Genomic DNA, 12,030 nt, shown 5'->3' on the forward strand with positions numbered 1-12,030 from the left:
CCGCCTTTTAATCTTTTAATATTGCCTTAAATGGAAATTTTACGATTCTGACTGTTAATTTAAAATGATAAAGGAATAAGGTTTTATTGAAAAAGCAAGTTTTCCATTTTTTAAAGACAAGATTTTCCCAGATCCTTTAACTATTTTGCCGGCAAGCTTAATATTAGATGGCAGGCTTATAGTCTTTGATAACTCCTTGCCTGTAAAATTAAAAATTACAACCATTTTTTGGTTTTTATAAACTCTTGCGAAACTAAGTATATCAAAAGAGGTTTTAATTAGCTGAAAGTCACCTTTTAATGACGGTAGGTTCTTTTTTCGGAAACTAATCATGTCTCTGTAGAAATTGAGCAGAGAATTTTTGTCTTTTTCTTGTTTTTCAACTGAAGCAACATCAGGGCCGCTATTGTAAAGGCTCATCTCCCAGTTTGTCTGTCCTTTTTTCCATGTCTCATACCATTTGAATGGCTCTCTAATATATTCATCTGGTTTTTGCCCTTTCATGCCAATTTCTTCACCATAGTAGATGAAAGGATTGCCAGGCAGTGTCAATAATAATGCTGCAGCTAATTTCATTTTGCTGTTTGACCCAATTTCGCTATAAGCCCTGTTCATATCATGGTTTGTCAAAAATGGTGCATCAACAAATTGGGGATTGACATTTTTGTAGAGATTGTATATTGAAGAGAGGTTATTTTGCAAAGTTTGAGTATTTTCATATTTTACTCCTTCAATGATGTTTTGAGCAATAGTAAAGTTAAAACAAGAATCAAATATCTTTGCATATTGCCCTATTCTTTGAGGACTATCCCACACTTCTGCTATAAGGTATACATCTTTTTTAATACTTCGGCAGAATTTTGCATATTCTTCCCACCACGCAAGAGTATCTTTTTCTCTGCTCAAAGGATAAATATGCTTTGCGGCATCAAGCCTAAAACCATCTACTCCTTTTTCTAACCAAAACTTGGCAATTTTCTTCATCTCTTCTCTCACAGCTTTATTGTCAAAATTGAGGTCTGGCATCTCAGACCAAAATATAGCGTTGTAGTAACTATCACCCTTTTTATACCATTGTCTTGTGCCAAGGTCTGATGGTTCATCGAGGTTTGTGTTTGGTGTTGCCCAGATATAATAGTTTCTGTACTTGCTATTTTTATTGCTTGATGCCTCTATAAACCAAGGGTGTTTGCTGCTTGTGTGATTTATCATCATATCTATAATTACTTTGATACCCATCTTGTGAGCCTTTTTTATGAAGTTGACAAAATCCTCATTTGTACCATAGTCGGGATTGACTTTGTAATAGTCTGTTACATCATATCCATGATAGCTTGGAGATTCGAATATTGGCATAAGCCAGATGGCATTTACATCTAAGGATTTAATATATGGAAGTTTTTCAGCCAAACCATTTATGTCCCCTATGCCATCACCATTACTATCGTAAAATGACCTGACAAAAACTTCATAGAAAATCAAACCGTCTTTTTTAGTTTGAACTGGGCTTTGAGAATTAGAAAAACCTGCCAAAAATGAGCTGAGTCCAATTACGAAAACGATAGCAAATATAAGTATGTACCTTAAGATTCTCTTCATTGAAATATTCCCCTTTCTCAAATGATATCGTTTGCATTATTATATACCATATGAACTTTTTTGTCTATATTGTCTAATTTAATGCAATAAATAAAAAAAGAGGGATAAATCCCTCTACTTGTTCTCTTCACTTTTAGGTTTATCCAGTGCAACTAATTCTTCACTGTGGTGATGTTGATGGAACTGGTGATCTTTGGGGTCAGACGCTTTTTGGGTTTCATTGCTGTGGTGGTCATGGCCGTGGCAACCTCTTCCCATCATTGCTTTGTGCATAAAAATGTGTGCAAGCAAACAGCTACTTATTGCAAGAAGTATAAGCAGTGCCTCTTTCATCCCTAAATTCCCCCTCCCGTTTTTTATTTAGCAATTACCAAATTTCTATTTTGTAAACTTATAAACCCATATAAAATAGCTCCTGCAAGCATGGCAATGGTAAATCCAAACTCCATTGAAAGCATAATTGATAAAACTGAGCCTATAACTGACATTGCACCATTGAGTCCCCACATCACAGGAATTGTTTTGCTTTTCTTTTTATTTTCGCTTAATATCTTTATACCTCTTGGGAACGGCATTCCCATGAAAAAGCCTTGAATCATAACCACTATGGCTGCAATTAGTATTTTGTTGACTAAACTAAAATTGGAGGTCACTTTGAATATTGAGTTTAAAGAGAATATTAGACCAATATTTATTACCATGACCAAAAGAGTAGGTAAGTATATTCTATTTGACAGATTGTTAAACACCTTTGCATTGCTAAAATGTGCACCTATTCCGCTGCCAATCAAAAGCCCAGCAAGTACATAATTGAAGGCAATTACTGGATGACCCAAGTATAGAATAAATTTTTGAATAAGCGGAATCTCAATTAGCATGTATCCTATTCCTAAGCTTGAAAAATACAAAGAAGGTTTGAACGCTTTTTCTTGGGAGATAATTGGTGTAAATAGAATTATGCTTCCCAGAAGTATGAAAAAGAAGATAAATACCAGCACAGGTGAAACACCTTTGCTAAAGTCATAGAAGTATGGCTTGTCGTCTGTTGCAGGTGTTGCGCTAAATGAAAATCCGTTTTCGAACTCTACTAAAGTCAAATGTCCTTGCTTTATGTGATAAAGTGGTCCCTTGTCATTAACATAAGGAATATAAAGCGGGACAATCTTTCCTTTGTCTGCAGTCTCTTTTAATTTCTTGCTTTCAAGTTGTGAAAAAGGCTTGTTTTTTACAATGATCATTGGATAATGAATATGTTCATTGCCGTTCATTAGTTGAATTTCTTTGGTGAAGATAGCCATATACTTTGGAGCTTCTTTGATTGATATACCTCTTTTATTCAGTACGCGCAAAATAGTTGCTATCAGTTTGCTCATATCCTCTTTGTCGTGAGCTAAAAAGGCGAGTTTTCCATTATCTGTTAAGTGGCTCCTATAGTCCTCAAGAGCTTCAACTGTAAACAGATAGTTTTCTGAAAGAGCATAACCTATGTTTTGGGATGCATTTGTCATGACCAGTGCTAAGAATATCACATCATATTTTTCTTTAGATTTTCTTACAAAATTTCTACCATCTTCACCATAGATTTTTACTTCTGGCCTGTTGTAGATATCTCCATTGAACTCTTTAAAGTGCCTTACAGCGTCAATACTTGATGTATTTATTTCGACTCCAGTTATTTCTTTGCTATTCCCAGCCAAGGCATAGAGAATATCCCTACCCCCACCAGGCCCAATTATCAACGTTTTATGATTGTTTCCAAAAGAAAAAGGCAGATATTCAATGTCATCTTTATATTTGCTCAAGCTACTTTTTTTACCGTCAAATCTATACATAGGTGCATTTGCTGTTCCATCAATTGTTACTATCATTTCATCGTTATCACCTTCTACTTTAATGACATCTGTTCGTGAAAATGCATTCCATTTAGTGTAGACAATCTTAGCTTTTTGGTTTGACTTTGCAATAGTGCCAAGTGTTTTTGTTTTGTTTGTGATAAATCCAATAAAGTTTTGTTCAATTGAATATACGTACCTGTTTGGGATAAAGAGCGCTAACATGAAAAGAATCAATACACCAATACCACCAAGCAAAGTTTTCTTTTTTAGCTGCATAGTGAGAAGCAGCCAAGCTATTACTGAAATAACACAAATCAAAATTACAGACCGATATATTCCAAGATTGTTAAGTAGAAGCAACACAATTATACTGCCAAATCCTGAGCCTATGAGGTCTGCAAAATATAGCTTGTTGCTTATTTTTCCAAACTGCTCAAATACATTAGAGAAAAAGTAACCACCTGCTACAAAAGGTAATGTGGCCAGAATTAAATAAATCAATACGTTGTTTTGAAACGGCAATACATATATGATTACCAGTGAAAATATGTACGAGATAGATAGAAGAAATAAGGCCTTAACCAATGAATGAGTTTTTAAATTTTCACTTTTTTGACGCTGATTGTAAGCTATTATTCCACCTATTCCAAGCCCAAATATAGCAAATGATGTAATTAAAAAGGTATAATGATACCAAAATAAGGCAGAATATATTCGATTTAAAATGACCTGATATATGAACAATGAAATTGATGCTAAACTTATAACAACTAAAGTCACTTTTATTTCCTCCATTATTACAATTTTTCATATCTATTACATTCCAAATGGCAATTTATAAGGTAGTAGCCTGCTAAAAATTGCTGTCAAGTCTTGGAGTTTGTTTAAAAACATCACAATGCCAAGGAAAATGAGAGTAGCTCCTGCAACTGTGCAGATAGCATTTTGGAATTTCTTTGCCCTTTTTATGGCATTAATTGCGTGAGGTAGATAATAACCAACAAGCAAATACGGTATTGCAAGACCTAAGGAAAATAATAACATGATTGTCATGCCTACAAAGGCACTTTTTGTGGTTGTGGTATATATCAATATGGAGTATAAAATTGGCCCGATGCAATGGGAACATACTATAGCAAAAAACAGACCTATTAAGAAAGTAGTAAAATATCTTGATGGTGTCTTGATGTTATCTGCACTATATTTATTCAAAAATGAAAAATTTAGATTTAGCAGACCAATCAGATTTAGTCCCATTATTATGGTTATTGCCCCACCTATTTTATTCATTATCGTGGTGTAACCACTTAGCCATCTGCCAATACTTCCTCCTAAAGCCCCTGCGATTGTAAAAACAAGTGTAAAGGCAGATACAAATATAAAGGTATTTATAAGTATAAATTTTCTCATTCTTTTGTGAACTTCTATATCCTTCAAATCTCTAACCGAAACACCTGTAATAAGTGAAAAATATACACTTATCATAGGTATTATGCAGGGGGAAAAGAAAGATGCTAAGCCTGCTGCAAAAGGTAGTAAATAAGCCACTTTTATAGATCCTCCTAATTTAAAAACTTCTTATCCCACCTATAAATTCTCGATTTGACACCTCCAATATTTTGTAACTCCAATTGGATATATTTGGTTTTAGATGTAATAAGGTTTTTACCATTTATTTTTTTTGGTATTTTGATATATGCCATGACGTGATGCCCTGAACCCTCAATTCGCCATGTTGCTTTTTTAACTTTTATACCTTCACTCGTGATAAACAATATTTTTCCGCTAAGATTGAGTGTGGACAAATCAACTTGATGATTGTCAAAAAACACCTCAAATACCAGGTTGTCTTTGTCATCTTTTATAGGATTTAGATATCTTACCCCGACTGTAATGAATCCTTCACTGTTTATTATCAGAGGATCTGCTAACTTGTTTTTAGAACTTGTACTTTGTTTCAAATCCTGCTGATAAGTAGTTTTAGTCTGCGTATTACTTTGTTTCTTTTGTTGGGAAATTATAGCCTCAACATACAGCGAAGATACTACAAATGCAAAAAGTAGAGCAATCACAATTATTCTTTTTGTCTTCTTGGTCATCAAAACATTTCCCCCTTTGCATTCTGACTTAGGATCAAACAACATTTTTAAAGAGACAACTTTTCTCATTAAATTTAAAGTAAACCTATTTATTTACTCGGAATTCTTATATAAATTATTTTATCAGAGGTAATTTAAAAGTCAATTGACTTAACAAATTCTTTACAAATTCTTTGCAATTTATTTACACATTCAGATGAAGGAATATTGAACTTAAGTGTTTGTAAAGTGGTAGAATAATTTAAAGAGTAATTTCGATAGGGTGGGTTGGAAACAATATTGGTATAATTTAGCAGAATTTGTGAAGAAGCCAAAAATCATGAAGCGAATGGTAAACATATTGAAAGGAAAGGAGAGAATATATGAAAGACAAAACAGAGATAATCAGGAAAAGATATGATAGAGCTGCTAAATACTATGATGCTATTGAAAATATGATGGAGAAAAAGTGGTTTTCACAGTGGAGAAAGTTACTATTTAGATATGTAAAAGGCCCTAAGGTTTTAGAAGTGGGTGTTGGCACAGGTAAAAATATGCCTTACTATAGTCAAGATTGGGAGATAGTTGCAATAGATTTTAGCCCCAAGATGCTTGAAAAAGCAAAAGAAAGATCTGCAAAATTAAATTTGCAAGTAGACTTAAGACTTATGGATGTTCAAAATTTGGAATTTAGTGATAACTCTTTCGATGCAGTTGTAACGGCCTGTGTATTTTGTTCGGTGCCAGATCCAATTTTGGGGTTGAAAGAAATTCACAGGGTATTAAAAGGTGATGGAGTACTGGTAATGCTTGAACATGTTCGAAGCAAAAAAGAGCCAATAGGCAAAATAATGGATATATTAAATCCCTTGGTTGTTAGGCTTTATGGTGCTAATATAAATAGAAATACAGTGGAGAATGTTAAAAAAGCTGAATTTGAAATAGTTGAGGAAAAGAACTTGCTATCTGATATTGTAAAACTGATTATTGCAAAGCCTATAAAATAAAGGGATTGGGTTTATTTGCCCAACCCCTTTTATCTTCTTTATCTGATCTTGTACTTCTTTAGCCTTTTGTCAAGCTCGTCAACAAGCTTTTGCAAGGATTGTGCCGAGTATTTCATCTCGTTTATAGAATTTAACTGGTTTTCAACAGTTGCAGCAACTTCTTGTGATGCGGCAGCTGTTTCTTCAGAAACTGAGGATATGCTTTCAATTGCTCTTATAACAGCATTTCTTGCCTCTTCCATTCTATTTAGAGCTTCTTTTACAACCTGCGTCTTTTCAACAATTGCATTGATTTCATCAGAGATCTTTCCGAAAGAATGCTGGGACTCAATAACAGCATCTCGTTGACCAAGTGCTGCTGCCTTGATTTCGTCAATAATCTTGATTGTATTTTCTGTTTCACTTAAAATAACATCCACTATTGAATTTATCTCATCTGCTGCTTTTTTGCTCTGGTCCGCAAGTTTTCTTACCTCGTCAGCAACAACCGCAAAACCTTTGCCTGCCTCGCCTGCTCTTGCTGCTTCAATTGCAGCGTTCAAGGCTAAGAGGTTTGTTTGCTCAGCAATTGTATTTATTACCTCAACAAAGTTGGATATGGTCTTAATTCTCTCGACGAATGTCATGATTGTTTCAATTACCTTCTCAGCGGTTGAAAGAGCAACTTCGCTCTTTTCACGAAGATCATTCATTTTTTCAATTCCGTCTTTGTTAAGAGTCTCGATTTTATTTGTTTCTTCAATTACGGCATTATAACTTTCTGAAACTGCATTGAGCTGTTCAGAGAGATTATTTACTAAAAGAACGCCATGCTGCGCTTCTTCTGCCTGCTGTGAAGCACCTTTTGCAATTTCTTCAACTGTCTTTGCAATTTCTTCAATTGCAGCTGCTGCATCTTCAGATGTCTTTGTGACCTTCTTTGATGCCCCAACTATTGCATTTGATAGGTTAAAAAACTCTTCAATCAGAAGTTTTATGTCAGAAAGTACAACGTTTACACTTGATGCAACTCTTTGGATATTCCCGAATTCCTTTGATGAGATGAGTTTGCTATAGTCTCCGTTCTTGATAACTTCCAGAGTATTTTCAAGCTTTGTAATCATCTTATTCATTTCATAGCGGATCATAAAAGCTGTTATTGCAAGTGTTAGAATAAACGTGATTGTTGCAACTACGATGCTGTAAAGTTTTAGATTGACTGTTGGCATTATAATTCCAAGAAGAATGTCAAGAATGATTATAAACGCAAGTGCAACATATGTAAGACTTATAACTCCTTTTTTTACAGATTCATTCCCATTGCTTTTTGGTGGCATTGACTTCACTCCTTATCCCATAAATTTCTTCCTTATACCATCTATTATAATACAAGATGTTAACTTTTTGCTAATATTTCTTTCAAAAAAGTTGTTTTTCGTGTTTAAATGACATCTAAGAATTGAATACTACTATAATAAAAGCTCAAAAAAGTTCAAAGGAGCACAAAATAATGGAGAAATTTATAATAAGCGGAGGGAAAAAACTTATTGGAAGTGTTAAAGTTCACTCTTCAAAGAATGCAATTCTGCCAATCTTGGCAGCTTCAATTTTAGCAGAGGATAATATTTATCTACATGATATTCCTATGTTGGAAGATATAAAAATCATGATAGAGATACTTCGCCACTGCGGATGTGAGGTAAAAAATACTGATGAAACATTGGTTGTAAAACCAAATGTTGTAAATAATGATATCAATATTGACATGGTAAACAAACTCAGGGCTTCTGTTCTTTTGCTGGGAAGTATGCTTGCACGCTACAACAAAGTTATATTAGGTATGCCAGGGGGTTGTAACATTGGCACAAGGCCGATAGACCTTCATATAAAAGGGCTTTCAAAACTTGGGGCGGAGATAAAGTTAAATCAAGGATACATTGAAGCAAAAGTGAAAAAGCTAAAAGGAGAAAAGATATATCTTGACTTTCCGTCAGTTGGGGCAACTGAGAATATTATGATTGCAGCAGTTTTAGCAGAAGGCGAGACCATTATAGAAAACGCAGCCACAGAGCCAGAGGTTGTTTGTCTTGCAAATTTCTTAAGCTCAATGGGTGCAAAGATATATGGTGCTGGGACTGACACAATAAGGATTTTGGGAGTGGACAAGCTTAAAAGTGCCTCTTTTACTCCAATTCCAGACAGAATCGAAGCCGGCACATACATGGTAATGGCAGCTGTGTGTGGCACTGAAGTTGAAATTACAAATGTGGTTATTGAACACATAAGGTCTATAATTGCTAAGTTTAAAGAGTGCAATATAAAAGTTGTTGAAGGTGAAAATGCTGTTAGGGTTATTTCAACAGACAGGATAATGCCAACAGATATAAAGACCTTGCCATACCCGGGGTTTCCTACAGATATGCAAGCCCCAATGATGAGTATGTTAACCATAGCAAAAGGGACAAGCACCGTTGTTGAGACAATTTTTGAAAATAGATTTTTACATGTAGGTGAACTTTTGAAAATGGGGGCTAACATAAAATTAGAGGGAAGAGTAGCGGTTGTAGAAGGAGTGAAAAAGCTTTCTTCTGCAAAGCTTGAAGCAAAGGATTTGCGAGGCGGAGCAGCACTTGTAATAGCAGCTTTGATGGCAGATGGAGTAAGCGAAATAGAAGGGGTTCAGCACATTGACAGGGGGTATTTTGAGTTAGATAGAAATGTCCTGAGACTTGGGGGAGATATAAAAAGAATAGTTTAAACTAAAAAAATTTTTAAAAGAAAAAGCCTGTCTGCTTTGCTTTTTGCAGACAGGCTATTATTTTTTTGCTGTGAAATTGCTCAATTAATATCCCATCATGCCTCCAAAGCCAGAACTCATCATTCCGCCGCCATGTCCAAAACCCATCATTCCGCCATAACCAGATCCATTGTTTGACCAGTTTAAAATGTTTTCAATGCAATATTGAATATTTATTTGAAAATGATTCTTTAAGAACTCAGCTTGCTGTTGTGTTATTTTTCCATCTTTTAAAAGTTTGTCAATTTCAGCAACCCTCAAGTCGTACAACTTCTTTTTGAACTGGTCAACTGTTAATTTCTTTTCTTTAAGAATATCATTTATAGTTTTACCACTCTGTAATTTTTTGACAAGTTCATCAACTGAAATGCCCAAGGCTTTTGCAGCAAGTTCTTGCATATTCACATGCATCCCTACACTATATCCACCGCAGCCTGTATTTTGTTGCTGTGCAACTGCTGTAGTTTTAACTGCTTTTTGAGCGGAGCTTGTTTGCACTCCTTTAGCAAGAACAAGTGTGAATGTGAGAGCAAGCGCTAATACTAAACTAATACCTAATATTGATTTTAAGAATTTCATCTTTAATCAACCTCCCAAAAATTTAATTTGTTTTACATTTTATATGTTAAACTCTATTTGTAAGATGGGTATAAGCAAAGTGTAAAGAAATTGTAAAGAATAATTTTGAGCTTAACAAAAATCTATTTAGAAAAGATATAATATAAAATAGGGTGGGTGAAAAATGGCAAATATCTTAGTTGTTGAGGACCAGCAAGATTTAAATCAAATAATTACAAGGTTTTTGAAAAATGGAGGATTTGAGGTTATAAACTCATACACTGCAAAAGATGCACTGAGTAAGTTAAATGAGGCTGACTTGATAATTCTTGATATTATGCTACCTGACATGGAAGGGTATGAAGTATTGAAAGAAGCCAGCAAAAAAGGCATTCCCACAATAATATTAACCTCCAAGTCAGAAGAGTTTGACAAGTTAAAAGGTTTTGAGCTTGGGGCAGAAGACTATATCACAAAGCCATTTTCTATGCTTGAGCTGATTGCTCGTGTAAAGGTTGTCTTAAGGAGAGTTAAAGGTTTGGAAGAAAGTATAAAGTTATTGAATGGTAAAGTAGAGATCTTCCCAAAAAAGTTTAAGCTCTTAGTAGATGGTGAAGATGTAAATCTTACACATAAAGAATTTGAGCTTTTACTTTATTTGGCTAAAAACAAAGATTTGGTAAAGTCAAGAGATGAGATACTTGAAAAGGTTTGGGGTTTTGATTTTACTGGGGAGACTCGAACTGTGGATGTCCACATAAAACAATTGAGAGAAAAGTTAAAAGACTACAAGTTTTTAATAAAGACAGTTTGGGGTGTGGGCTATAAACTTTCGGAGGATAAAGAATGATTGAAAGGATGTTAAAACAAGATGAAACTTTTTACTAAAATAGCTCTCAACTTTATAGGAATAATAGTTTTTCTAATTTTGAGTATATATATTTCCAATATGCTCTACCTGAAGTACTTTTTAGAGGATATGATAATAGATGACTTGAAAAAGCTTTCCCAAGATGCGCTTGAAAACAAGTTGGAAGGCGATTTGTCCGCAGTGAAAATACTTGTTTTACAAGGAAATGCGATTGTCCTTGAAGAAGGTGGATTGGATATCCCCTATCACATGATTATGCCAGTATTCAATTCAAGTGGAGTTTATGTGTTTTCTCATCCACACTTTAAAATGGAGTATATTGCATACGTGCTAAAAAAAGGGGGGTTAACTTCTGTTGTAATAACTATAAAACCATATTATGGATATGCTTTGAACATAATATCAAAGAATTTGATTAAAATTAGCATCGTATTTATTTTCATTGGACTATTAGTGTCACTCTTGATTTCACGACATATTTCAAGACGCATAATAAAGATTTCAGTAGCTACGCAAAAGATTGCTAAAGGGGAAGACTTTGAACTTAAAGACAGCTCAACAGATGAAGTTGGAGACCTTGCAAGGTCCATCAATAGCCTTAAAAATTCACTGAGGCTCCTTGAGAAGGTGAGACGAGAGTTTGTTGCTAATTTTGTACATGATTTGAAAACACCTATTGCTGTTATAAAGGGCTATGGTGAGAGTACAAAATATTTGGATATTGATGATAAAGAAAAGATTAAACAGAATATGGATGGAATTGAAAAACAATGTGATTATATGCAAAACCTAATTTCTAATATGGTTGAGCTTTCAAAGATTTCAGCGGGGATAATTGAGAAAAAGATTGAGGAAGTTGATGTGAACTTGGTAATCAAGGAAGCATGCGAACAGCTCAAAAAGCTTGCTGAGATTGAAGGTGTTGAGATTATTATCAAAAGCTTAAATTCCCCAAAGATAAAAACTGACTTAAATTCATTTAGAAGAATAATAAACAACCTTCTGCAAAATGCAATTGAAAATACAAAGGATAAAAAAGTGTATATTGAGGCTCAGAAGGAGTATGTGGATATCTACAATAAGACAGACCTCAAAGAAGAGGAACTTATTTTTCTATTTGAAAGATACAAATCAAGCAAAAAAGGTTTTGGACTGGGGCTGTCTATTGTGAAAGAACTTTGCAAGATTTTGGATATAAAACTTGAGACGTTTATAGAGGATGGGTATATTCATTTTAGAGTTAATATATAAAATAAGGAAAACTAAAGATGTTTGAATTTTGATAAAATTTACAGCTGCACAAATT

The 12,030-nt window shown here is 34.3% G+C and carries 11 protein-coding genes; 4 read left to right on the top strand and 7 right to left on the bottom strand.

Translation table 11 applies throughout. The features are described from left to right. Window positions 1-54: 54 nt before the first annotated feature. The 5 genes from ELD05_RS01890 to ELD05_RS01910 form a co-directional block, all read right to left on the bottom strand. Entirely contained in the window at window positions 55-1,599 is a 1,545-nt protein-coding gene (locus ELD05_RS01890) for an alpha-amylase family glycosyl hydrolase (RefSeq protein ID WP_127351145.1), read from the bottom strand. Window positions 1,600-1,713: 114 nt separating this feature from the next. Next, entirely contained in the window at window positions 1,714-1,932 is a 219-nt protein-coding gene (locus ELD05_RS01895) for a hypothetical protein (protein WP_127351146.1), read from the bottom strand. A gap of 23 nt (window positions 1,933-1,955) precedes the next feature. Further along, the gene (locus ELD05_RS01900) at window positions 1,956-4,214 is read right to left on the bottom strand and encodes a spermine/spermidine synthase domain-containing protein (protein WP_127351147.1); all 2,259 of its coding nucleotides are present in this window, start codon (window positions 4,212-4,214) and stop codon (window positions 1,956-1,958) included. 36 nt (window positions 4,215-4,250) lie between these two features. Next, window positions 4,251-4,982, bottom strand: a complete 732-nt coding sequence (locus tag ELD05_RS01905; protein ID WP_127351148.1) for a cytochrome c biogenesis CcdA family protein — start codon at window positions 4,980-4,982, stop codon at window positions 4,251-4,253. A 14-nt stretch (window positions 4,983-4,996) separates the two neighbouring features. Beyond that, window positions 4,997-5,533, bottom strand: a complete 537-nt coding sequence (locus tag ELD05_RS01910) for a hypothetical protein (protein ID WP_127351149.1) — start codon at window positions 5,531-5,533, stop codon at window positions 4,997-4,999. Between the two features lie 362 nt (window positions 5,534-5,895). Here ELD05_RS01910 and ELD05_RS01915 point away from each other — a divergent pair, with 362 nt between their 5' ends. Further along, complete coding sequence (locus ELD05_RS01915; protein WP_127351150.1) at window positions 5,896-6,519, top strand: class I SAM-dependent methyltransferase; 624 nt, start codon at window positions 5,896-5,898, stop codon at window positions 6,517-6,519. 38 nt (window positions 6,520-6,557) lie between these two features. Here the strand turns inward: ELD05_RS01915 and ELD05_RS01920 are convergent, their stop codons facing one another. Beyond that, on the bottom strand, window positions 6,558-7,835 hold the full coding sequence (locus ELD05_RS01920; protein ID WP_127351151.1) for a methyl-accepting chemotaxis protein: 1,278 nt from the start codon (window positions 7,833-7,835) through the stop codon (window positions 6,558-6,560). A 173-nt stretch (window positions 7,836-8,008) separates the two neighbouring features. Here ELD05_RS01920 and murA point away from each other — a divergent pair, with 173 nt between their 5' ends. Then, entirely contained in the window at window positions 8,009-9,256 is a 1,248-nt protein-coding gene (murA, locus tag ELD05_RS01925) for a UDP-N-acetylglucosamine 1-carboxyvinyltransferase (protein ID WP_127351152.1), read from the top strand. 84 nt (window positions 9,257-9,340) lie between these two features. Here the strand turns inward: murA and ELD05_RS01930 are convergent, their stop codons facing one another. Beyond that, on the bottom strand, window positions 9,341-9,874 hold the full coding sequence (locus tag ELD05_RS01930) for a DUF2680 domain-containing protein (protein WP_127351153.1): 534 nt from the start codon (window positions 9,872-9,874) through the stop codon (window positions 9,341-9,343). A gap of 163 nt (window positions 9,875-10,037) precedes the next feature. Here ELD05_RS01930 and ELD05_RS01935 point away from each other — a divergent pair, with 163 nt between their 5' ends. Together ELD05_RS01935 and ELD05_RS01940 are read left to right on the top strand one after the other, a co-directional pair. Beyond that, window positions 10,038-10,703, top strand: coding sequence for a response regulator transcription factor (locus tag ELD05_RS01935; RefSeq protein ID WP_127351154.1), 666 nt, complete (start codon window positions 10,038-10,040; stop codon window positions 10,701-10,703). Between the two features lie 21 nt (window positions 10,704-10,724). Next, entirely contained in the window at window positions 10,725-11,975 is a 1,251-nt protein-coding gene (locus tag ELD05_RS01940; protein WP_127351155.1) for a sensor histidine kinase, read from the top strand. Window positions 11,976-12,030 lie beyond the last annotated feature (55 nt).

Source organism: Caldicellulosiruptor changbaiensis (assembly GCF_003999255.1).
GTDB classification, from domain to species: Bacteria; Bacillota; Thermoanaerobacteria; order Caldicellulosiruptorales; family Caldicellulosiruptoraceae; genus Caldicellulosiruptor; species Caldicellulosiruptor changbaiensis.

What these genes read in the sequence shown, in the direction of transcription:
- ELD05_RS01890 (WP_127351145.1), bottom strand. Translation starts at nt 1,599, where the DNA reads ATGAAGAGAATCTTAAGGTACATACTTATATTTGCTATCGTTTTCGTA.
- ELD05_RS01895 (WP_127351146.1), bottom strand. Translation starts at nt 1,932, where the DNA reads ATGAAAGAGGCACTGCTTATACTTCTTGCAATAAGTAGCTGTTTGCTT.
- ELD05_RS01910 (WP_127351149.1), bottom strand. Translation starts at nt 5,533, where the DNA reads ATGACCAAGAAGACAAAAAGAATAATTGTGATTGCTCTACTTTTTGCA.
- ELD05_RS01915 (WP_127351150.1), top strand. Translation starts at nt 5,896, where the DNA reads ATGAAAGACAAAACAGAGATAATCAGGAAAAGATATGATAGAGCTGCT.
- ELD05_RS01920 (WP_127351151.1), bottom strand. Translation starts at nt 7,835, where the DNA reads ATGCCACCAAAAAGCAATGGGAATGAATCTGTAAAAAAAGGAGTTATA.
- murA (WP_127351152.1), top strand. Translation starts at nt 8,009, where the DNA reads ATGGAGAAATTTATAATAAGCGGAGGGAAAAAACTTATTGGAAGTGTT.
- ELD05_RS01930 (WP_127351153.1), bottom strand. Translation starts at nt 9,874, where the DNA reads ATGAAATTCTTAAAATCAATATTAGGTATTAGTTTAGTATTAGCGCTT.
- ELD05_RS01935 (WP_127351154.1), top strand. Translation starts at nt 10,038, where the DNA reads ATGGCAAATATCTTAGTTGTTGAGGACCAGCAAGATTTAAATCAAATA.
- ELD05_RS01940 (WP_127351155.1), top strand. Translation starts at nt 10,725, where the DNA reads ATGAAACTTTTTACTAAAATAGCTCTCAACTTTATAGGAATAATAGTT.